Below are 21,998 nucleotides of genomic sequence, written 5' to 3'. Positions count from 1 at the left end.
TCCGCAGTAGCGACCATTCTCCCGTCAAGTGTCCAGAGAAAGCGAGCGCCCTCCATGTCCGTGAAGAGCCTCCGACAGACGGTCCAGGGCCTCCTGCCGTCGCTCACGCCGGTGCGGTTCGTGGCCGAGGACGGCACGCCGGTGGCCAGGCCGCCGGCCGCGTACGCCGAGCCCCCGGTCGAGGTCCTGCGCGAGGCCCACCGGCGGATGGTGCTGGGGCGCCGGTTCGACACCCAGGCGACCGCCCTCACCAAGCAGGGGCGGCTCGCGGTCTACCCCTCCAGCCGGGGGCAGGAGGCCTGCCAGGTCGGCGCCGCGCTGGCGCTGCGACCGGACGACTGGCTCTTCCCGACCTACCGGGACTCCGTCGCCCTGGTCACCCGCGGCATCGACCCCGTCGAGGTGCTGACACTGCTGCGCGGCGACTGGCACTGCGGCTACGACCCCGCCGCCACCCGCACAGCGCCCCAGTGCACCCCCCTGGCCACCCAGGTCCTGCACGCCACCGGCATGGCGGAATCCCTGCGCCGCAAGGGCGAGGACGGCGTGGCGATGGCCCTCGTCGGTGACGGCGCCACCAGCGAGGGCGACTTCCACGAGGCACTGAACTTCGCGGCGGTCTTCCGCGCGCCGGTCGTCTTCTTCGTCCAGAACAACAAGTACGCGATCTCCGTTCCGCTGGCCCGGCAGACCGCGGCGCCCGCCCTCGCCTACAAGGGCGTCGGCTACGGGGTGCGCTCCGAACAGGTCGACGGCAACGACCCGGTCGCCGTCCTGGCCGTGCTGACCGAGGCCGTGGCCCACGCCCGCGCCGGCCACGGCCCCGTCCTCGTCGAGGCGCACACCTACCGCATGGACGCCCACACCAACGCCGACGACGCCACCCGTTACCGGGACGCGGACGAGGTCGAGCAGTGGCGGGCCGCCGACCCGCTCATCCGCCTGGAGAGGTATCTGCGGGCGCGCGGCGCGCTCACCGACCAGGACATCGCGGCGGTGGGGGAGGAGGCGGAGGCACTGGCCGCGGAACTGCGCGCCGGGATGAACGCCGAGACCGTCGGCGACCCGCTGGAGCTGTTCGACCACGTCTACGCCGAGCCGACCCCGCAACTGCGCGAACAGCGCGCCCTGCTGGCGGCCGAACTGGCCGAGACAGTCGAGACCGTCGAGACAGCCCAGTCCGCCGCGCCCGCCGACATCGCCACGCCGTACGCCCAGGAGGACTGACCACCATGACCAAAGTGACGATGGCGCAGGCGCTGAACACCGCGCTGCGCGACGCGCTGAGCGAGGACGAGCGCGTGCTGGTCTTCGGCGAGGACGTCGGCCCGCTCGGCGGTGTCTTCCGGATCACCGACGGGCTGACCCGTGACTTCGGCGAGGAGCGCTGCTTCGACACCCCGTTGGCCGAGGCCGGCATCGTGGGTCTGGCCGTCGGCATGGCGATGGGCGGCTTCCGGCCCGTCGTCGAGATGCAGTTCGACGCCTTCGCCTACCCCGCGTTCGAGCAGATCGCCTCGCACGTCGCCAAGCTGCGCAACCGCACCCGGGGACGGCTGACCCTGCCGATGGTCATCCGCATCCCCTACGCCGGCGGCATCGGCGGAGTCGAGCACCACTGCGACTCCAGCGAGGCGTACTACGCGCACACCCCCGGGCTGAAGGTCGTCACCCCCGCGACGGCCGAGGACGCGTACTGGCTGCTGCGGGACGCCGTCGCCGACCCCGACCCGGTGGTCTTCCTGGAGCCCAAGAAGCTGTACTGGTCGAAGGAGGACACCGACCTCCGGCACCGCGGCGCCCTGCCCTTCGGCCGGGCGGCGATCCGGCGGGAGGGCCGCGACGCCACACTCGTCGCCTACGGCCCCTCGGTCCCGGTCGCCCTGGCCGCGGCCGAGGCTGCGGCGGCCGAGGGCATCGACCTGGAGGTCGTCGACCTGCGCACCCTCGTGCCCTTCGACGACGAGACGGTCACCGCGTCCGTACGCCGCACCGGCCGCTGCGTGGTCGTCCAGGAGGCCCAGGGCTTCGCCGGCGTCGGAGCGGAGATCGCCGCACGCGTCCAGGAACGCTGCTTCCACTCCCTGGCCGCGCCCGTCCTGCGGGTGACCGGCTTCGACATCCCCTACCCGCCGCCCAAGCTGGAGCACGCCCACCTGCCCGGCGTCGACCGGATCCTCGACGCCGTCGACCGTCTCCAGTTCGCCGACGACCCGGACGTCCGGCACCTCGGCCTGCCGAAGGGAGCAGCCGCATGACCACCGCGACACACGCCGAACAGCTGTTCCGGCTCCCCGACCTCGGTGAGGGCCTCACCGACGCCGAGATCGTCGAGTGGAAGGTCGCGGTCGGCGACACGGTCACGATCGACCAGATCGTCGTCGAGGTCGAGACCGCCAAGGCGGCGGTGGAGGTGCCGGTCCCGTACGCGGGCACGGTGCTGCGCCTGCACGCGGAGGCGGGCACGCCACTGGCGGTGGGCGAGCCGCTGATCACGGTGGGTGCGGCCGCCTCCGGCGGGAACGGCGACCGGGGCGCGGGCCAGATCGGCCCGTCCCTCGCCGGGTCCGCCGGGGCTGCCGCTCGACCGGACACCGCGGCGGAGCGGTACCGGGAGGAGGAGCAGGCCGGCTCCGGCAACGTCCTGATCGGCTACGGCACCGGCCACGGCCCGGCCCCGCGGCGCCGGCGCAGGCGCCCCGGCACGTCGTCGGCCACCGGCGCGCCCCTGGTCGTCGGCCACACGCCTGCCGGAGGCGCCGACACGGCGGCCGATCGCCCGGTACCGCAGGCGCCCTGCGCACGGGAGATGGCGCCGACGCCGGTCGACGGACCCACGCGGCTCACCGCGCCCCGCGCCATCTCGCCGCTGGTCCGCAGGATGGCCCGGGACCACGGGATCGACCTCGCCGCTCTGACGCCCTCCGGCCCGGCCGGGATCGTGCTGCGCCGTGACGTGGAGCAGGCCGTCGAGCTGGCCCGGCAGACCGCGTCGCGGCCCGCGCCCGCGCCGGCTGCGCGCCCGCAGGGGGACCCCGCACCGGCGGGCCCCGAACGCATCCCGCTGCGCGGACTGCGCCGCGCGGTCGCCGACAAGCTCTCCCGCAGCCGCACCGAGATCCCCGACGCCACCACCTGGGTCGACGTGGACGCCACGGGCCTGCTGCGGGCGAAGAGGGAACTGAACGCCGCCGAGCCGGGCGGCCGCGTCGGGCTGCTCGCCCTGCTGGCCCGCATCTGTGTCGCCGGACTGGCCCGCTTCCCGGAGCTGAACTCCACCGTCGACACCGAGCGTCGCGAGATCGTCCGCTTCGACGAGGTGCATCTGGGCTTCGCCGCCCAGACCGACCGCGGCCTGATGGTCCCCGTCGTCCGTGAGGCCCACCGTCTGACGACGGTCCAACTGGCCGCGGAACTGGCCCGGTTGACCGAACTCGCCCGAGGCGGCAACCTTCCGCCGGCGGCGCTGACCGGCGGCACCTTCACCCTCAACAACTACGGGGTGTTCGGTGTCGACGGATCGACACCCATTATCAACCACCCGGAGGCCGCCCTCCTCGGTGTGGGCCGGATCGTCGACAAGCCGTGGGTCGTGGACGGGGAGCTGACCGTCCGCAAGGTCACCCAGCTGTCGTTCAGCTTCGACCACCGCGTGTGTGACGGCGGCGTGGCCGGCGGCTTCCTGCGCTACGTCGCCGACTGCGTGGAACGCCCGTCGATCCTGCTCGCCGACGTCTGACCGGACTCTCCACCGTCTCTGTTTCCCGCTGCGCCCAGGGCGCAGTACACCCCCTTATCGACCGAACGTTCGGCCTGGAGTTCCCCTTGCCCACCGCCTTTCACACCGCCGTCACCCGCCCGGCCGCCGTGACCGGACCGGCCGCGGTCGCCCGGTCCCCCCGCCCCGCCCCCGCGAAGGAGCCCACCCATGCCTGACGAGGTCTATCTGATCGACGGCGCCCGCACCCCCCTGGGCCGGCACCGAGGGGCACTGGCCTCCGCACGCCCCGACGACCTGGCCGCCCTCGTCGTCCGTGAGGCGATGGAGCGCTCCGCGATCCCGGCCGAGGCCGTCGACGAGGTGATCCTCGGCTCCGCCAACCAGGCCGGCGAGGACAACCGCAACGTGGCCCGCATGGCGGCGCTGCTGGCCGGACTGCCGCACACCGTGCCCGGATACACCGTCAACCGGCTGTGCGCGTCCGGTCTGACGGCCGTGGCCTCCGCCGCCCAGACCGTACGGGCGGGCGAGGCCGACCTGGTCGTGGCGGGCGGCGTGGAGTCGATGACCCGCGCGCCCTGGGTGATGGCCAAACCCGGCACCCCCTGGGCCCGCCCCGGCGAGGTGCACGACACCCCCCTCGGCTGGCGGTTCACCAACCCGCGCTTCTCCGCCGACACCACCCTGTCGATGGGCGAGACCGCCGAGGAACTCGCCGCCCTGGACGGCATCACCCGCCTGGAGGCGGACTCCTTCGCGCTGCGCAGCCACCGCCGGGCCGTCGCCGCCCAGCAGGCCGGCCGGTTCGACCGGGAGATCGTCCCGGTGCCGGTCGAGGACGGCGAGGTCACCCGGGACGAAGGGCCCCGGCCGGCCACCTCACTGGAGCGGCTGAGCGGGCTGCGCACCTCCTTCCGCGGCGACGGGATCGTCACCGCGGGCAATTCCTCGCCACTGTCCGACGGGGCGGCCGCCGTGGTGGTGGCGAGCGGGGCGGCGGTCGAACGGTACGGCCTCACGCCACGGGCCCGTGTCGTCACCGCCGCCTCGGCCGGGGTCGAGCCCCGTCTCATGGGGCTCGGCCCCGTGCCGGCCACCGCCAAGGCGCTGGACCGGGCGGGCTGGGCCACCGGCGACCTGGACGCCATCGAGGTGAACGAGGCGTTCGCCTCCCAGGTGCTGACGGTGGTGCGCCGACTGAAGCTCGACGAGGACCGGGTCAACGCCGACGGCGGCGCGATCGCCCTGGGACACCCGCTCGGCTGCTCGGGCACCCGCATCGTGCTCGCCCTGCTCGGCCGACTGGAGCGCGAGGACGGCCGCCGGGGCCTGGCGACCATGTGCGTGGGCGTCGGGCTGGGCGTGTCGCTCCTGGTGGAGCGCGTATGAGCACGGCCGCTTCACCCTCGTACGACACCCTCCTCGTCGAAGAACACGCGGACCGGGTCGTGGTCACCCTGCACCGGCCCGAGGCCCGCAACGCCATCGACGCCCGTATGATCGCCGAACTCCACCAGCTGTGCGAGGAGTTGGAGCGCACCCCGCGCCTCATGCTGCTCACCGGGCACGGCGGGGTCTTCGCCGGCGGCGCCGACATCGCCGAACTGCGCGCACGGGGCCGCGACGAGGCCCTGCAGGGCATCAACAGCCGCCTCTTCGAACGGGTCCGCCGACTGCCCCTGCCCACCGTGGCCGCCGTCGACGGCTGGGCCCTCGGCGGGGGCGCCGAGCTGGCGTACGCCTGTGACATACGGATCGCCGGTCCCGACGCGGTGTTCGGCAACCCCGAGCCGGGCCTCGGCATCCTCGCCGCCGCCGGGGCCTGCTGGCGGCTGAGGGAACTCGTCGGCGAGTCGGTGGCCAAGCAGGTGCTGCTGGCCGGCCGGAACCTCGACGCGGCCGCCGCGCTCGCCTGCGGGCTGGTCATGGACGTCGTACCGGCGCGGCGGCTGACCACCGAGGCGCATGCCCTGCTCGACCGCATGGCCCGCGCCTCGGCGCTCGCCCTGCGCCTCACCAAGCTCGTCACGGACGCCCCCGGCGCCCATCCGGTCGCCGACGACCTCGCCCAGGCCGTGTTGTTCGAGGGCCGCGACAAGCAGGAGCGCATGACGCGCTTCCTGGACAAGAACGGAGGCCGGGCATGACCTCGGCAGCAGCCGCAGAAACAGAAGAACAGAAAGCGGCACCGCCCGCGGTCGTGGGAGTGATCGGTGGCGGCCGGATGGGCGCCGGTATCGCACAGTCCTTCGCGGCCGTCGGGTCCTCGGTGGTGGTCGTGGAACAGGACGCCCAAGCCGCGGACGCCGCCGTCGAGCGCATCGCCGCCGCCCTGCGCCGGGGCGGGGCCGAGGACGACGCGTTCCGGCTCACCGTGGTGGCGTCGGTGTCCGAACTGCCCCGCGACGCCGATCTCGTCGTCGAGGCGGTGCCGGAGGACGCGGCGCTCAAGGCCCGCCTGCTCGCCGCGGCCGAACAGGCCGTGGGGGAGCGGTGCGTGCTCGCCAGCAACACCAGCTCCCTGTCGGTGACCGACCTCGCGGCGGCCCTGCGGCGGCCCGGCCGGTTCCTGGGCATGCACTTCTTCAACCCCGTGCCGGTCTCCGCCCTGATCGAGGTGGTCCTGGCACCCGGCACCACCAGCGACACCCTGGAGTCGGCCGTCGGCTGGACCCGCGCCCTCGGCAAACAGGAGGTGGTCGTCGGCGACTCGCCCGGCTTCGCCAGCAGCCGCCTGGGTCTCGCCCTCGGACTGGAGGCGATCCGCATGGTGGAGGAGGGCGTCGCCGCCCCCGACGCCATCGACACCGCCATGTCCCTGGGCTACAAGCACCCCATCGGGCCGCTGCGCCTGACCGACCTGGTCGGACTCGACGTCCGCCTCGCCATCGCCGAACACCTGCACGCCACCCTCGGCGAACGGTTCGCACCGCCCCGACTGCTGCGGGAGATGGTCGCCCGCGGCGAACTCGGCCGCAAGAGCGGACAGGGGTTCTACGCATGGCCGTGACCGACACCCCCGCTCCCCATGGTGTGTCGTACGAGGCCACCGACGCCGTCGCCGTCATCGAACTGCGCGGGGGCGCCGGCGGCAACGCCCTCGACGCACACCTGCGCAGCGCGCTCCTGACGGCGGCCCGTCGGCTGACCACGGACGCCGCCCGGCACGTACGCGCAGCCCTGATCACCGCACGCGGACGGCACTTCTGCGTCGGCCAGGACCTCAAGGAGCACGCCCGGCTGCTGAAGGACGCACCGGGCGCCGCCTTCGCCAACATCCCCGAGCACTACAACCCGCTGGTCAAGGAACTGCAGGCGCTGCCCATCCCGGTCGTCGCCGCCGTCGAGGGCGCCTGCGTCGGGGCCGGCCTCGGCATCGCGCTCTGTGCCGACGTGCGGGTCGCCGCCGAGAGCGCCCGGTTCGCCACCGCCTTCACCGGGGTCGCCCTGGCCTCCGACTCAGGTGTCGCCCGCGCCCTCGCCCGCCAGTTGGGCCCTTCACGGGCGGCCGGGCTCATGCTGCTCGGGGACGCGTTCTCCGCGCGGGACGCGGAGCAATGGGGCCTGGTGCACCGCGTGGTGGCGGACGGCTCGGCCGCCGCCGAGGGGTTGGCCGTGGCCCGTGCGCTCGCTGCCGGGCCCACCGCGGCCCACCGGGAGACCAAGGCGCTGCTGCGGTCCGCGGCCGCCGCGAGCCTGTCGGCCGCGTTGGACCGCGAGTCCGTCGTCCAGCGGCGGCTGGGCTCCACCGCCGACCACCGCGAGGCCGTCGAGGCCTTCCTCGAACGGCGCGCTCCGGTCTTCCGGGGCCACTGACCGCCGCCCGCGCAACCGTCTCCGCATCTGTATCCGTGTCCGCGTCCTCATCCGCGGCACGGTCTCGGCACGGCAGGGGGGCACGGACCGAGTGTTCCTCGGTCCGTGCCCCCTTCGCGTCGTGGGCATATGGCCTACGGCGCGTCCACGACCGTCCCCGTCACCACCGGCCGGCCGGGCACGGGCTCGCCGTCCTCACCGGTCAGCGCCAGGCGCAACGACTCGGCCGGTTCGGCCACCCCGTCCTTCACCGTGGGCACCGTGATGTCCCCGGTCGTGCTCCCGGCGGGGATGTCGGCCAACAGCCACAGACCCGCCCGCGACAGCGGACGCTCCGGATCGGGCCCCTCACCGGTGTTGTCCCTCAACCACCGCGGATCCACGTCCTTGGTGGACAACTCGACGCCTTCGGTGACCGGCAGCACCCGGAGATCCCGCACGAGCTCCACCTCGGCCGGCGCCGAGAGCGACACCCGCCAGGTCAGCTTGCCGCCCTCGGTCACCCGGTCGGCGACCGGCGTCAGCGTCATCTCGGGCTCGGGGTCGTCGTTCACCGCGGTGACGCCGCCCAGGTACGTGCCCACGACCGCGCCGCGCACGGCCTTGGCGACCAGATCCTGGCTCTGTTCGTCACCGAAGCGGGTGTCGCCCTCGACCACGACCGGCACCTTGATCGGGCTCACCCCGGGCCGTACCGTGACCAGCTTGTCCACGGCGCGGCCGGTCTCCGGGTCCAGGACCGAGAAGCGGACCTTGCCGCTGCCGTGGCCGGAGACCTTGACCGGTATCTGGTACGTGCGGGTGCCGGAGTCACCCTCCTTGACCGTGAGCCGGCCGATGTCGACGCGCGGAAGGGCGGCGGCGGTGACCGCCGGAGTACCCGGTGACCAGCCCCAGGCATCCATCATCCAGGCTCGCCCGGACCGCGAACGCGGCGTCAGCTCAAGGGACTTGACGTGCTTGAGGTCGAACCGGCCACGGGTGGCGGCGGTCAGCGGGACCCGTACCTCGCGCGCCCAGTACGAAGCGGTGCGCTCGGTGCCGGGCAGCCCCGCGACCTTCACCCGACCGAGCTCGGCCCGGCGGCCGGCGGAGTCGGTCAGGGACACGTCCAGCTTGGTACCGGCGGTGTTCGGCGGCACGATCACCCGCAGAGCCAGGTCCTTGGCGCCGGTCAGGGAGAGCGGCTCGGCCGGCGTGACCTTCGTCGCCCTGCCCGCCGCGGACCACTTCAGTGCGACTGCGCTGCGGCCCGCCTCCTTCTCCGTCTGCCACCAGGCGAAGTGCGGGGACGCCCCTCGGACGCCCTTGCCCAGGCACGCCCTGGCCGGGGCGGGGTCGATCGCCGCGCAGAGCCTGCCTCCGCCGGTCACCTTCACTCCGCCGTCGGGCAGGAATCCGCCGGTGCGGCGGGCGCCGACGGCGTGGGTCAGCACCCGGGCCGGGTCGGCCGACGGGGCGCGCCGGTCCGAGCCGTCCAGCAGTGGGCGTACCCGGTCGTCGCCCGCCACGAACAGCCGGGCCGCCGCGGCTATGTAGGTGGCGCCGGCCTTGTGCTGCTGGTCGGCGGTGAGCCGGGTACGGGCGCCCGGGGAGCACACCGCGTCCCGCTCGTCGCTCTCGGGGTCGTCCGAGAAGTCGTCGGAGGCGGGCGCCTCGGCCTGGCCCGGCGTCCACTCGGTGTTGAAGAAGTTGTGGTTGGCGCCGACCATGTAGACGGCGCTGTGCAGGGCCTTGCCCTTGCTGACGCCGCGCGTGCCGTCCACGTACACCTGGCCCTGGAGGTCGGAGACGTCGCCGTCACAGCCGGGCAGGATGGTCGCGGACGGGACGTCGGGCACGGGGTTCTGGCCGAAGGTCGTGGGTCCGATGAGCACGGTCCCGCGGATCTTCCAGCGGACCGGGCCGCGGTAGCCGTCCTGCGCGGCGGGCGCGGGGTAGAGGCTGTCCATCGCGGCCCGGTCGACTCCCTCGCCGCCGCGCGAGTGACCGACGAGCAGGACGCGGGAGAGGTCGGCCGTGGGCGCGTCGCGCACCACGGGCGGGGCGTCGGCCCGGTCGGCGCTCCAGCCGGCCCAGCGCGCGAGGTGCTGCCGCACCAGCGAGGAACGGGCCTGCGCGCCGCCGTCCTCGGCCTGCCAGTCCTGGCCGTTGATGCCGTTCGCCGAGATCGACACCGTCATATAGCCCTGCGACGCCAGCAGTTTCTGGTCCCGCAGATAACCCCTGTGGCTGGGGATCGCCTTCTGCCCGGCCGGGCAGGGCCATTCACCGGTGACGTCCTCGCCGCCCGGCTTGTAGCAGGTGCTGTGCCGGCCGTGCAGGAACAGCGCGAGGGGCCGCTTGCCGGTGGCGCCCTTCGGCGCGACGACGACGGCCCGCATCTCGACGGGCTCGGGGAATCCGGGCAACCGCACCGGGGGAAGGTCGTACTCGCCGGAGACCGTGCGGTACGCGCCGGGCCTGCCGGGGTCGACGGAGTTCGCCGGCGGCTGTGCCGAGGGCCGCATCGTGTCCGGCGAAAGGTCCTCGCTCCCGCCGGAGTCGCCGGCCGCCGCGTCCAGTCGGCGTCCGGCCGCCATGACCCTGAGGTCCTTCAGCGGGATGTCCTGGTCGAGCGCGAGCCGGAACGTACGCCCGTCCTTGGCCGCCTTCGGGACGCCGAGCAGCCGGCCACCGGTGTGGAACTCGACGCGGGCGTCCCCCATGGGCACATTTCGCCCGGACCGCCAGACCAGCTTCCGTACCAGTCCTTGGTCGGTGATACTCCACCCCTTCGGCAGGTCGTCGTCCGACGCCGCCGATACCGCCGCCGGGGCGCCGGACGGCTGTTGGGCCTGGGCCACTCCGGGTGATCCCGCCAGTGCCGCGAGCACGGCAACGGCGATGACACCTGTTCGCCGGGTACGGATCAAGGGTCCCTCCTCACGCTTCGAGCGCGGGCGCCCCGTACGTACCGGGAGCGCCTCACGCCACGAAGGAGGTGAAACGGGACCTGTGGGTTGCCTGTGTCGGTCGAACTCGCTTACGCATCACCGGAGGTGAGTCACCGACGACTCGCGCCCGGCCCGCGTGCCCCGCCCTGCGGGACCGCAGGACGATCAGGAGCTGCGCTGGAGCGCCCTGGTGTCGTCCGCGCGCTCGGCCGCCTTCGCCTGCGTGGACCAGTAGGGAGCGGCGTGGGCCAGCGCCCTGCCCTCCAGAAGGGTGACCATCCGCTCGAAGAGCTGGACGGCGGCCGGGCCGCTCCAGTCCTCGGCCAGCACCTCGCGCGGCAGCCCGGGGTCGCGGAAGGGCAGTTTGCGCCAGTGGTCGATGACAGCGAGGTAGGTGACGAAGGCGTGCTGCCCGTCGATGACCGCGGCCTCGCCGAGGAGGTCCGCCTCCCCGTCGTACTCGCCGATGAACTCGCGGTAGCGCCGGTCGATCTCGTCGAGGTCCCAGCCGCCCCGGACCATGGCCGTCAGGTTCTGCCCGGCGACGTAGTCGCCGACGAAGACGGCGCACTGCTCGGTGAGGTCCAGTTCGGCGATGGCGCGCTGCGCGGCCGGGAGCATCCGCGCGGGCGCGATCCAGACCGCCGATCCGATGTTGCCGAAACCGAGCGAGGTGAGGTGCGCGGTCAGCTGGTGTCGCAGGGCACGAGCGGACTCGGGGACGGAGAAGTTCACGAAGCACCAGCCGTCCCCGAGATCGGCCGGCTGCCGGGCGTGCCAGATGATCTCGTCACCCGCGGCGAGTGCCTCCAGCGCGGTCGGCGTCAGTGTGTAACCGCGCATCCCCGCGCGGCTCTCCGACTCCAGCCAGCCGCGCTTCTTGAGCCGGAAGACCGCCGTCCGCACGCTGGGCGCGTCCAGACCCAACTCGGTCAGCAGTTCGACTGTGCCGGCGATGGGCATCCAGTTGCCCATCTTGCGGACGATGGCGCCGAGGAAGCTCACGAGCACTGTCCGGGAACGACGCCCGGCCGCCGTGGGCCGGTCGCCTTTGATCGTACTCATTCCAGTGAGTATGCCGGACGGGCATCCGACGGCCGGACCGGCCTGGTCAGCGCGGCGACCCACTCCGCGGGCCACGGGGCACTCGCGGCACCCTCGCGGTGGTCCCCTCCGACATGCACGGTCACATAACGGCCGTGTGCGGCCCGGCCGCGCGGACGGCCGCGGAACTCCTCGCCCCAGACCTCGAAGGCGAAGGTCATCGAACTGGTGCCGACCCGCACCGGTTCCACGACCGTGCACACGTCCTGGCCGAAGAAGAGCGGCGCGTCGAAGTCCACCTCGTAGCGCACGCGCGGTGCGACCGGGAAGTAGCCGTGCAGGCCGAGCCCGGCCATGAGCGAGGCCTCCGCGGCCTCCACGAACCGTACGACCGTGCTGTTGTGGTAGATACCGGCCGCGTCGGTGTCGATCCACTCGATCCGTGTGCGGTGCACGCCGACCGGGTTCTCGGCGCCGGGCGGGGCGCTCACGTGGACGCCGCGCCGGAAGCGGGAGTCCACCGCAGGTGCACGTCGTCGGCGGCTCCCGCCCGCAGCAGCGACAGGCGCGGCGAGATCTTGTCGGTGCGGGAGGAGGGCGGTCTGCGGCTGCCCGCCGTCCACTGCACCGGCCACTGCGCGCCGGACCCGGCGTACTCCTGCTCCGCGGCGGCCTGCAAGGTCCACTGCGGGTTGTAGAGATGGGTGCGCCCCAGGGCGCACACGTCGGCCCGTCCGGCGAGCAGGATCGAGTTCACGTCGTCGTACGAGGAGATGGCACCGACCGCGATCACCGGCACCCCGGCCGGTGCGGCCACCAGGTGCCGGATCTTGTCGGCGAACGGCGTCTGGTAGGAGCGGCCGTAGGCCGGTTTCTCCTCCTGGGAGACCTGACCGGAGGAGACGTCGATGGCGGCAGCACCGTGCTCGATGAACGCGCGCGCGATGTCCACGGCGTCGTCGTCGGTGTTGCCGTCCGGCATCCAGTCGGTCGCCGAGATGCGGACCGTGACGGGGACGGCGGACGGGACGGCGCGGCGCACCGCGTCGAAGACCTCCAGGGGAAAGCGCAGCCGGTTCTCCAGGGAGCCGCCGTACTCGTCGGTGCGCCTGTTGGCGACGGGGGAGAGGAAGGAGGAGAGCAGGTAGCCGTGGGCGGCGTGCACCTCGATGAGGTCGAAGCCCGCCTCCACCCCGCGCAGGGCGGCGCCGGTGAAGTCCGCGACCACCTTGTCCAGGTCCGCGCGGGTGGCTTCCCGGGGGACGTGGCAGCCGGCGCCGTACGGCAGTGCCGAGGGGCCGATCACCTCCCAGTTGCCCGCGTCCAGCGGCTGGTCGATGCCCTCCCACATGAGTCTGGTCGAGCCCTTGCGGCCCGAGTGGCCGAGCTGCAGGCCGATCCTCCCGCTCGTGCGCTCGTGCACGAAGTCGGTGACCCGGCGCCAGGCGTCGCGCTGCTCGTCCGTCCACAGCCCCGGGCAACCCGGGGTGATCCGCCCCTCGGGCGACACACAGACCATCTCGCTCATCACCAGACCGGCCCCGCCCAGCGCCTTGGAGCCCAGATGCACCAGATGGAAGTCGCCGGGGACACCGGAGTCGCAGGAGTACATGTCCATCGGGGAGACGATCACGCGGTTCTTCAGTTCGAGCGGACCGATCCGGACCGGCTGGAACATCGCCGGGGCCACCGCGGGCGCCCGCTGGTGCCTGGCGAACTCGGCCTCCATCAGCGCGGCGAACTCGCCGTCGCGTTCCCTGAGGTTGTCGAAGGTGATGCGCCGCGAGCGGGTGAGCAGGTTGAAGACGAACTGCGCCGGCTCCTGACCGGCGTACATACCGATGTTCTCGAACCACTCCAGCGACGCCTGGGCGGCCCGCTGGGTCGACTCGACGACGGGCTTGCGTTCGCTCTGGTAGGCGGCGAGCGACTCGGCCACCGTCGGATGCTCGTGCAGGCAGGCCGCCAGGGCGAGCGCGTCCTCCATGGCCAGCTTGGTGCCCGAACCGATCGAGAAGTGGGCGGTGTGGGCGGCGTCGCCGAGCAGGACCACGTTGCCGTCGTACCAGCGCTCGTTGCGGACCGTCGTGAAGTTCAGCCACTTGGAGTTGTTGGTGAGGACCCGGTGGCCCTTCAGCTCGTCGGCGAAGATCTCCCCGATCCTCGCGACCGCGTGGTCGTCGGAGACACCCGGCGGGAACACCTGGTCCGCGGTCCGGTCGAAGCCGGCGCGCCGCCAGACGTCCTCGTGCATCTCGACGATGAAGGTCGAGCCCGAGTCGGAGAAGGGGTAGCCGTGGATCTGCATGGTGCCCCACCGCGTCTCCTTGACGAAGAACTGGAACGCCTCGAAGACCAGGTCGGTGCCCAGCCAGATGTACTTGTTGCGCCGCGTGTCCAGCGACGGCCGGAAGACGTCGGCGTACTTCGTGCGGACGGCGGAGTTGAGGCCGTCGGCGGCCAGCACCAGATCGTGGGAGGCCCGCAGTTCGTCCACGTCCGGCGCCTCGGTCCGGTAGTGGACGGTGACGTCGAGATCGGCGGCCCGCCGCTGCAGGATCTGCAGCAGCTCCTTGCGGCTCATCGCCGCGAAACCCTGGCCCCCGACGGTGAAGCGGTGGCCGTGGAACTCGATGTCGATGTCCGTCCAGCGGGCGAACCGGCTCTCCATGGCGGCGTGGACGGTTTCGTCGGCGTCGTCGATGCCGCCCAACGTCTCGTCGGAGAAGACCACCCCGAACCCGAAGGTGTCGTCGGGAGCGTTGCGTTCCCAGACGGTGACCTCGTGCGCCGGGTCGAGCTGCTTCATCAGCGCGGCGAAGTACAGCCCTCCCGGGCCGCCGCCGACGATGGCGATCCTCATGCTTGCTCCTCCAGGAGCCGACGGAGCCTGAAGTGCTGCAGTTTGCCGCTGGGATTGCGCGGCAGCGCTTCGACGAAGCGCACCTCGCGCGGATACTTGTACGGCGCGATCTGCCGTTTGACGTGGTCCTGGATGTCCTTGGCCCGCACGGCGTCGCCGACGACTCCCTCGCGCAGCACGACGAACGCGCAGACGATCGCGCCGCGTTCGGCGTCGGGCGCGCCGACGACCGCCGCTTCGACGACGTCCGGATGGGTGTCGATGGCGGCCTCGACCTCGGGGCCGGCGATGTTGTAGCCCGACGACACGATCAGGCTGTCGTTGCGCGCCCGGTACCAGAAGTAGCCGTCCTCGTCGCGGAGGAAGGTGTCGCCGGTGACGTTCCAGCCGTTGACGACGTAACCGGCCTGCCGTTCGTCGTCGAGGTAGCGGCAGCCCACCGGGCCGATCACCCCGAGCAGGCCCTCGGCGCCCGGGCCCAGCTCCTCGCCGTCCGGTCCGAGGATCGCCGCGCGGTAGCCCGGCACGGGTCTGCCGGTCGCCCCGGGGCGGATGTCGTCGCCGTCGGCCGAGATGAAGATGTGCAGCATCTCGGTGGCGCCGATCCCGTCGATGACCTTGATGCCGAGCAGGTCGCGCAGTTCCTCCCACAGGCCCTGCGGGATGTGCTCTCCCGCGCTGATCGCGCGGCGCAGTCCGGCCAGCCGTGTCACCTTGCCGGCCGTGACGATCTGCTTGTACGCGGTCGGGGCGGTGGCCAGGACGGTCACCCCGTGCTCGGCCACGAGGTCGGCGAGCCGCGGCGGCGGCACGGGCTCGGTCAGGAAGGCGCAGGCACCCGCCCGCAGGGCGAACACGACCAGCATGCCGAGGCCGAAGGTGAAGGCGAGCGGTGCGGTGCACGCCACCAGGTCGTCGGATCGCAGCCGGAGCGTGTGCTTGCCGAAGGTGTTGTCGATCGACAGGATGTCGCGGTGGAAATGGGTGGTGATCTTCGGGACGCCGGTGGTGCCCGAGGTCGGCCCGAACAGCGCGACGTCGTCCGCGGCGGTGTCGACCGCCGCGAATCGCCCCGACTTCCGCGCGGCCCGGTTGCTCAGGTCGTCGGCCGCGTCGCCGCCGTACGGCACGACGACCAGCTTCGGCGCGTTCGTGTCCCGTACCGCGAACACGTCGTCGAGGAAGCGGTGGTCGACCAGCGCGACGGCCGGCCGCGTCTTCGCCACGATCGGCGCCAGCTCACGGGCCCGCAGCGCGGCCATGGTGGCGACGGCTATCCCGCCCGCTCTGAGCACGCCCAGCCAGGCGGCGACGGCCCACGGGGTGTTGGGGGAGCGCAGCAGCACCCGGTTTCCGGGCACCAGACCGAGATCCTCGGTGAGTACCTGGGCGACCTGGGCGGCCCGCCGCCGCAGCTCGCCGTAGCTCCAGACCTCACCCTCGGGTGTACGCAGCGCGGGCCGGTCGGACCCGAAGGCGGCGGCCGGACGGTCGATCAACTCGACGGCGGCGTTGAGGCGTTCGGGGTACTGGAGCAGGTCGGTCGTGAACTCCAGCACCGGCCACTGCCCGGGTCCGGGGAGGTGGTCACGGGCGAAGGTGTCGACGTGTCCCGAGGGGGAGAGGGTCATGCCGGCCTCCCCTCGGAGGCACGGACCATTCCCTCCTGGACGACCGTCGCCAGGTGGGTGCCGTCCGGGGTGAAGAACCGGCCGGAGCCCAGCCCGCGTCCGCCGTCCGCCGCGACCGCCTGCTGGGTGTAGAGCAGCCAGCCGTCCGTCACACCCGGACGCGGAGCGCGGTGGAACCACATCGCGTGGTCGAGACTCGCCGTGACCAGGCCCTCCTGGGCCCAGGGCAGGCCGAGGACGCGCAGCACGGGCTCCAGGATGGTGTAGTCGCAGACGTAGGCGAGGGCGGCCGTGTCGCGCTGGCCGTCGGTGAGCCCGTCGACCGGCCGCAGCGCGTCGAACGGCTTGACCCAGACCGCCTGGTGCGGCTCCCGGGCACCCTCGATGTCGAGATAGACCGGCCCCGGCACATGACGCATGTCGAAGCCCCGGCCCTCCGACCAGTAGCCCTGGGAGGACTCGGTCATCGTCCCGCCGGCTCGCCCCGCGAGGCACTCCGCGGAGCTGGGCAGCTCCTCGGGATCGGGCAGGTCCGTGCCCAGCCAGTCGGGGACCGCGCAGGTGTAGCCTCCGCCGGGCTCGCCGGCCGCGAAATTGGCCAGGCAGACGTAGAGCGGTTTGCCGTTCTGATAGCCGCGCACCTGCCGGGTCGCGTACCCGCGGCCGTCGCGCAGCAGCTCGACCTCGTAGCGCACGTCGGCGCCGATGTCGGCGGGGCGCATGAAGTACGAGTGCATGGAGTGCAGCGTCTTGCCGTCGCCGACGGACCTCATCGCCGCCGCGGCGGCTGCGGCGACGAGGTCACCCCCGTACGCCTTGGGCCAGGGGCAGGGCTGGGTGACCGCGGTGAAGGCGAGGTCGAAGCGCTCGGCCTCGGCCGGGGTCAGGGTGACGGCGGCCGTGAAGACGTCTGAGGTGGTGTCGGTCATCAGGGCCGGTCCGTCCAGTCGCGCAGGTCCGTGTCCTCGACCTGGGGGAGATTGACCACGATGTTCTCCGGCGTCCGGGTCGTCATCCAGGTCAGTGGCCTGTTGCGGTCGAGATTGCACTCGACGTGGGGCAGGAACGGCGGCACGAAGACCCAGTCTCCCTCCGACATGTCGATGTAGTCCTCGAACTTCGCGCCGAAGTAGATCCGCGCCCGGCCGGAGAGCACGTAGCCGCCGGTCTCGGCCTCACCGTGGTGGTGGGGCACGGACCGGTAGCCACCGTCGTTGTGGACCTTGCCGAACCAGATCCGGGTCGCCGGGGTGTGCTGGATGCTGACCCCCGAGATCCGGGTGGCGCCGGCGGACTGCCCGGTGTCCCCGGGCTCCGCACCGGCCCGCGTGACGACCGGTACGACCAGGCCGCTCGCGGTGGCGTACATCGAGTTGTCCCCGTCCAGGACGTACTGGCCCGGGGCGGGCTGACCGGGGGCGTACTGACCTGGGACGTACTGATCGGGATCGGGGTTCATGCGGTCTCCTGATCGGCTGCGGCTGCGGCTGCGGCTGCGGGGGCGAGGGGTGGTTTGCGGGGGAGGGGAGGGGGAGGGCGTCAGTCGGTGAGGCGCACGGTGTTGCGCAGCGTGCCGATGCCGGCGATCTCGGTCTCCACGACGTCTCCGTCGGAGAGGAAGCGCTGGGGCGTCCGGGCCACCCCGACGCCGCCGGGCGTGCCGGTGAGCACGAGGTCGCCGGGGCGCAGCACGGTGAAGGTGGAGATGTACGCGAGCAGATCGGCGGCGTCGAACACCAGCGTCTTGGTGTTGTCACGCTGGACCTGCTCGCCGTTGACCCGGCAGATCACGTCCAGGCCCGCGGTGGGGTCGATCTCGTCCGCCGTCACGATCACGGGACCGAGGGGAGTGGACGCGTCCCATGCCTTGCCCTGGAACCACTCCAGGGTGCGGTACTGCCAGTCGCGGACGGACATGTCGTTCGCCACCGTGTAGCCGGCGATTCCGGCGAGCGCGGTCTCCCGGTCCGTCCGGCGCAGGGTCGCACCGACCACGACGGCGAGTTCGGCCTCCCAGTCGACCTGGAGGCCCCTCGGCAGCACGATCTCGGCCTCGGGACCGGTGAGGGTGTCGGCGTACTTGGGAAAGAGCGTGGGGTACGCGGGCAGCTCCCGGCCCGTCTCCCGGATGTGATCGGCGTAGTTCAGCCCGCAGCAGACCACTTTGGCCGGAGCGGGGAGCGGCAGCACCGGTACGGCATCGACGAGTGCCTCACCGGCCAGGTCCGCGACCCGCTGGGGTGGCGTGGCCGTCAGCAGGGCCGACAGGTCGGCGGCCGGGAGCGCTCGCCAGGTGTCTCCATGGAGGACGGCGGCACTGGTGCCCGCCGCGTGGGAGACGGTCGCAAGACGCATGGGTGTTCCCTCTCCTGGTCGTTATCCGACTCTCGGGGTATTTCATTATTTCTACGACCGTCAGACCTCTGTCAATAGATGCTACGGTGAGGCGGCAGACAGCCAGCCCCGGCAACGTCCCGCAGGAGCTTCTATGGCGACCCACTCGGCCCCGGTCCCGATCAACCCCGTGTCCCTGCCCACACCCAGCGGCTACTCGCACGGGACGCTCAGCGGCAACACGCTCCACCTGGGCGGCCAGACCGCCCTCGACCGGGACATGAAGATCGTCCCCGGCGGCATCGTGGAACAGTTCCGGCAGGCCTTCGCCAACGTCCTCGCCACGCTGTCGGAAGCGGGCGGCATCCCGCAGGACCTGGTGAGCATCACGCTCTACCTGACCGACATCCCCGACTACCAGGCGCACGGGAAGGAGATCGGCAAGGTGTGGCGTGAGCTGGCCGGGCCGGTCTATCCCGCGATGGCCGGCATCGGCACGACGGCACTGTGGCAGCCGGAGGCGCTGATCGAGATCGTCGGCGTCGCGGTCATCCCGGACGGGCGACTGGTCCGGCCCGCATCCTCCTGAAACTCGGCCTGAGGTCGCGCGACGCGGGCCGTACGTCCGGCGGTGATCCCGGACGGGCGGGCGGATCGGCGGTGGTGACGCCGTGTCACTGGCGACTACAACGGGCCCCCAGACGTGTTGCCCGCCGGGCTCGGGAAACCCAGGTACACCCCCGCCCCGTAGAGGCGTGCGTCGACGCCGGTCGCCGTCGTGGCGCGCGCGACATGCCATGATCGGAGCCTGCCGCGATGTACAGCCGGGGAGGACGCCGTGGCCGTCTACGAACTCGAGAACCGCCTGGTCGTCGGTGTCGCCTCCAGCGCACTGTTCGACCTGGCGGAGGCGGATGCCGTCTTCCGTGATCAGGGGGAGGAGGACTACCGCGGCTACCAGGAGGAGCACCTGGACGACACGCTGGATAAAGGGGTCGCCTTCCCTTTCATCCGCAGGCTGCTGTCCCTGAACCACCTCTCACCGGACGACCCCCTGGTCGAGGTCATCATCCTGTCCCGCAACGATCCCGAGACCGGGCTGCGGGTCATGCGGTCGATCCAGCGCCACGGTCTGCCGATCAGCCGGGCCATCTTCATGCAGGGCCGCTCGCCCTACCGCTTCATGCCCGCGCTGAACATGTCCCTGTTCCTGTCGGCGAACGAGGACGACGTCCGCGAGGCGGTCGCGCTCGGTCTGCCCGCCGGCCGCGTGCTCGGCCCAGCCGTGGCCGACGAGGACGACGACCAGGACCTGCGGATCGCCTTCGACTTCGACGGAGTCCTCGCCGACGACGCTTCGGAACAGGTCTACCAGGCCGACGGCATCGAGGGCTTCCGCTCCCACGAGACGACGAACGCCGCCACCCCGCACGACCCGGGCCCCCTGCGTGACTTCCTCGCAGGCGTCAACCGGCTCCAGCGGCGCGAGGAAGAACGGCGGGCGGCCGACGCCGACTACAGGATGCGCGTCCACGTCTCCCTCGTCACCGCCCGCGACGCACCGGCTCACGAGCGCGCGGTGCGCAGCCTGCAGAACTGGGGTGTGACCGTCAACGACGCCTTCTTCCTCGGCGGCATAGACAAGAGCACGATCATGGAGGTCCTCAGGCCCCACATCTTCTTCGACGACCAGGTCGGTCACCTGACCGGCACGGCCCGCAGCACGCCCAGCGTGCACGTCCCCTTCGGGAAGATCAACGAGCCGGACCGCTCGGTGCCTGAGCAAGCTCGACGATGAGCCTCGCGACCGACAGCGCGGACAAGGGGGATTTCGGCCGGGCTTGAGTCATGGCTGCCACGACTTGGCCGGCGGCTTCATGGCCCACCCCGAAGGGCAGTTCACGAAGCCGCCACCAGACGGACGATCTACTCGGCGGGCCTGCCGAACCAGCGGGAGAGGTGATCGTCCAGGTCATGCTGACGATCGCCGACCCAGGCGACGTGGCCGTCGGGACGCAGCAGGACGCACGGAACATCCAGTGCCGCGGTGGGATCCGCGAGGAGATCGACCCTGTCCGACCAGCCGCCGACAGTCAGACGTTCGGTGCGGTCCAGCAGCAGGCCCCGGCCGCGATGCAGCAGATCGTAGAGGCGGCCCTGTTCCACGTCGATGTCACGCAGACGGCGGCCGAGCAGATCGGGGCCTTCGCCGAAGTCGTAGCGGATGCCGATCGCGGTGATCTTCTCGATCAGACGGCGGTTCACCTCGTCGAAGTCCATCAGTTCGGTGAGCAGTCTGCGCAGGGCCTGTGGGCCCGGTTCGGTGGAGTGCAGTTCCATCTGGGCGCGGGTGTTGTCCAGCACGTCCTCGGCGACCGGATGGCGTTCGGCGTGGTAGGTGTCCAGCAGTGTTTCCGGTGCCCAGCCGCGGATCTGCGCGGCCAGCTTCCAGCCGAGGTTGACCGCGTCCTGAACGCCCAGGTTGAGGCCCTGACCGCCGGTGGGCGGATGGATGTGCGCCGCGTCGCCGGCCAGCAGCACCCGCCCGACCCGATAACGCTCGGCCAGCCGGGTGGCGTCCCCGAAGCGGGACAGCCAGCGCGGGGAGTGCACACCGAAGTCGGTTCCGGCGATGGCGCGCAGCTGTTGCCTGAAGTCCTCAAGGGTGGGCGGTTCCGCACGGTCGCCGACCCCGGCGGCCGGGACCACGACGCTGTACGCCCCTGCGCCGAAGGGCCTGAGCCAGAACCGCTTGTCGGTCTTGCCGATCTCGGTCACCTTGGCGGCGATCTCCTCCTGCGGCACACCCACTTCCATCTCGCCCATCAGCGTCTCGGTCCGAGAGGCCTCGCCGGGGAAGCCGACGCCGAGCAGTTTGCGCACCGCACTGCGCCCGCCGTCGCAGCCCACGAGATAGCGCGAGCGAAGCTGTTCGCCGTCGGACAGCTCGACGGTCACCCCCTCTTCGTCCTGCTCGAAATCGACCACCGCACAACCGTGCCGGACGTGCGCACCCAGCTGGGTCGCGTGCTCTTCGAGCAGCTGAACGATGACCGGCTGCGGGATGCCCAGCAGATAGGCGTGCGCGGAATCCAGGCCCTGGGGCACCGGTTTGTCGATGCCGGCGAAGAATCCGGCGGCCGGGCGCTGTCTCCCGTGCCGGCGAATACGGTCCAGCAGGCCGCGCATGGCCATCAGCTCAAGGCTGCGGATGTGCAGACCGACGATGCGGACGAACGAAACGGGTTCGGTCTCCCTCTCCAGAACGAGGACCCGCACATCGTGCAGCCGCAGTTCGGCGGCCAGCATCGCGCCGGTCGGCCCGCACCCGGCGATGATCACGTCGTACACGAAGGGCGCGCGACCGGCGCCTGAGGCCGACGCACGGAGTCCGGGCGCGTCGCCCCCGGTGCGGTCGTGCTCGGCCGTACCGTTCGGCGACGGCTCGGTGGTGAACTGCGGAGAGTTCATAGGTGTTGCCTTTCGGGAGTGCCTGGTTGTCGAGGCACTCCCGGCGACACCTACGTCGATCGCCCGACCATGACGGCAAGAGGGAGCACCCACAGCGATACAGCGTTCATGGGTCTCACCTCCTCGGACGGCGTCACAGTCGACTCAAGCTACAAGCCGCCACGTCACGCCGTCCAACTCTT

Annotated in this window: 18 protein-coding genes; 9 read left to right on the top strand and 9 right to left on the bottom strand. The window is 72.0% G+C overall.

The window, feature by feature from the left end:
• Nucleotides 1–54: 54 nt before the first annotated feature.
• The 7 genes from pdhA to H4687_RS03340 all read left to right on the top strand — a co-directional run bounded on the left by pdhA (nucleotide 55) and on the right by H4687_RS03340 (nucleotide 7,537).
• Nucleotides 55–1,227, top strand: a complete 1,173-nt coding sequence (gene pdhA / locus H4687_RS03370; RefSeq protein WP_046915712.1) for a pyruvate dehydrogenase (acetyl-transferring) E1 component subunit alpha — start codon at nucleotides 55–57, stop codon at nucleotides 1,225–1,227.
• Nucleotides 1,228–1,232: 5 nt separating this feature from the next.
• A complete protein-coding gene (locus H4687_RS03365) occupies nucleotides 1,233–2,258 on the top strand; it encodes an alpha-ketoacid dehydrogenase subunit beta (protein ID WP_046915711.1) in 1,026 nt (341 codons plus the stop codon).
• Nucleotides 2,255–3,739 carry a dihydrolipoamide acetyltransferase family protein gene (locus H4687_RS03360; protein ID WP_046915710.1) on the top strand — a complete coding sequence of 495 codons (1,485 nt, stop codon included), beginning with the start codon at nucleotides 2,255–2,257 and terminating at the stop codon, nucleotides 3,737–3,739. The genes H4687_RS03365 and H4687_RS03360 overlap by 4 nt, the downstream gene beginning before the upstream one ends.
• Before the next feature lie 189 nt (nucleotides 3,740–3,928).
• Nucleotides 3,929–5,110 carry a thiolase family protein gene (locus H4687_RS03355; protein WP_046919096.1) on the top strand — a complete coding sequence of 394 codons (1,182 nt, stop codon included), beginning with the start codon at nucleotides 3,929–3,931 and terminating at the stop codon, nucleotides 5,108–5,110.
• Nucleotides 5,107–5,868 (top strand): enoyl-CoA hydratase/isomerase family protein, encoded by a 762-nt coding sequence (locus H4687_RS03350; RefSeq protein WP_046919095.1) that lies wholly within the window; start codon nucleotides 5,107–5,109, stop codon nucleotides 5,866–5,868. Before H4687_RS03355 ends, H4687_RS03350 begins: the two co-directional genes overlap by 4 nt.
• Nucleotides 5,865–6,731 carry a 3-hydroxyacyl-CoA dehydrogenase family protein gene (locus H4687_RS03345; RefSeq protein WP_046919094.1) on the top strand — a complete coding sequence of 289 codons (867 nt, stop codon included), beginning with the start codon at nucleotides 5,865–5,867 and terminating at the stop codon, nucleotides 6,729–6,731. The genes H4687_RS03350 and H4687_RS03345 overlap by 4 nt, the downstream gene beginning before the upstream one ends.
• Nucleotides 6,722–7,537 carry an enoyl-CoA hydratase/isomerase family protein gene (locus tag H4687_RS03340; protein ID WP_046919093.1) on the top strand — a complete coding sequence of 272 codons (816 nt, stop codon included), beginning with the start codon at nucleotides 6,722–6,724 and terminating at the stop codon, nucleotides 7,535–7,537. Before H4687_RS03345 ends, H4687_RS03340 begins: the two co-directional genes overlap by 10 nt.
• Nucleotides 7,538–7,671: 134 nt before the next feature.
• Here H4687_RS03340 and H4687_RS03335 read toward each other — a convergent pair whose 3' ends face one another.
• The 8 genes from H4687_RS03335 to H4687_RS03300 form a co-directional block, all read right to left on the bottom strand.
• A complete protein-coding gene (locus H4687_RS03335; protein ID WP_046919092.1) occupies nucleotides 7,672–10,452 on the bottom strand; it encodes an alpha/beta hydrolase in 2,781 nt (926 codons plus the stop codon).
• A gap of 186 nt (nucleotides 10,453–10,638) precedes the next feature.
• The gene (locus tag H4687_RS03330; RefSeq protein WP_225966578.1) at nucleotides 10,639–11,538 is read right to left on the bottom strand and encodes a PaaX family transcriptional regulator; all 900 of its coding nucleotides are present in this window, start codon (nucleotides 11,536–11,538) and stop codon (nucleotides 10,639–10,641) included.
• Nucleotides 11,535–12,008, bottom strand: a complete 474-nt coding sequence (locus H4687_RS03325) for an acyl-CoA thioesterase (protein ID WP_233443592.1) — start codon at nucleotides 12,006–12,008, stop codon at nucleotides 11,535–11,537. The genes H4687_RS03330 and H4687_RS03325 overlap by 4 nt, the downstream gene beginning before the upstream one ends.
• The gene (locus tag H4687_RS03320) at nucleotides 12,005–14,380 is read right to left on the bottom strand and encodes a bifunctional salicylyl-CoA 5-hydroxylase/oxidoreductase (RefSeq protein WP_046919089.1); all 2,376 of its coding nucleotides are present in this window, start codon (nucleotides 14,378–14,380) and stop codon (nucleotides 12,005–12,007) included. Before H4687_RS03320 ends, H4687_RS03325 begins: the two co-directional genes overlap by 4 nt.
• Nucleotides 14,377–16,011, bottom strand: a complete 1,635-nt coding sequence (locus H4687_RS03315) for an AMP-binding protein (RefSeq protein WP_046919088.1) — start codon at nucleotides 16,009–16,011, stop codon at nucleotides 14,377–14,379. Before H4687_RS03315 ends, H4687_RS03320 begins: the two co-directional genes overlap by 4 nt.
• Entirely contained in the window at nucleotides 16,008–16,940 is a 933-nt protein-coding gene (locus H4687_RS03310) for an acyl-CoA thioesterase (protein WP_050399323.1), read from the bottom strand. The genes H4687_RS03315 and H4687_RS03310 overlap by 4 nt, the downstream gene beginning before the upstream one ends.
• Nucleotides 16,940–17,470, bottom strand: a complete 531-nt coding sequence (locus H4687_RS03305; RefSeq protein WP_050399322.1) for a cupin domain-containing protein — start codon at nucleotides 17,468–17,470, stop codon at nucleotides 16,940–16,942. Before H4687_RS03305 ends, H4687_RS03310 begins: the two co-directional genes overlap by 1 nt.
• A gap of 80 nt (nucleotides 17,471–17,550) precedes the next feature.
• The gene (locus tag H4687_RS03300; protein WP_046919267.1) at nucleotides 17,551–18,366 is read right to left on the bottom strand and encodes a fumarylacetoacetate hydrolase family protein; all 816 of its coding nucleotides are present in this window, start codon (nucleotides 18,364–18,366) and stop codon (nucleotides 17,551–17,553) included.
• A 133-nt stretch (nucleotides 18,367–18,499) separates the two neighbouring features.
• Between H4687_RS03300 and H4687_RS03295 the strand changes: the two genes are divergently transcribed.
• Nucleotides 18,500–18,934 carry a RidA family protein gene (locus tag H4687_RS03295; RefSeq protein WP_046919266.1) on the top strand — a complete coding sequence of 145 codons (435 nt, stop codon included), beginning with the start codon at nucleotides 18,500–18,502 and terminating at the stop codon, nucleotides 18,932–18,934.
• A gap of 249 nt (nucleotides 18,935–19,183) precedes the next feature.
• Complete coding sequence (locus H4687_RS03290) at nucleotides 19,184–20,143, top strand: 5'-nucleotidase (RefSeq protein WP_046919265.1); 960 nt, start codon at nucleotides 19,184–19,186, stop codon at nucleotides 20,141–20,143.
• A 128-nt stretch (nucleotides 20,144–20,271) separates the two neighbouring features.
• Here H4687_RS03290 and rox read toward each other — a convergent pair whose 3' ends face one another.
• On the bottom strand, nucleotides 20,272–21,816 hold the full coding sequence (gene rox / locus H4687_RS03285; RefSeq protein ID WP_046919264.1) for a rifampin monooxygenase: 1,545 nt from the start codon (nucleotides 21,814–21,816) through the stop codon (nucleotides 20,272–20,274).
• Between the last annotated feature and the right edge of the window lie 182 nt (nucleotides 21,817–21,998).

It is taken from the genome of Streptomyces stelliscabiei (assembly GCF_014873495.1).
Lineage (GTDB): Bacteria > Actinomycetota > Actinomycetes > Streptomycetales > Streptomycetaceae > Streptomyces > Streptomyces bottropensis.
Note: the sequence above shows the minus strand (reverse complement) of the source record. Positions and strands in the feature narration are given on the sequence as shown.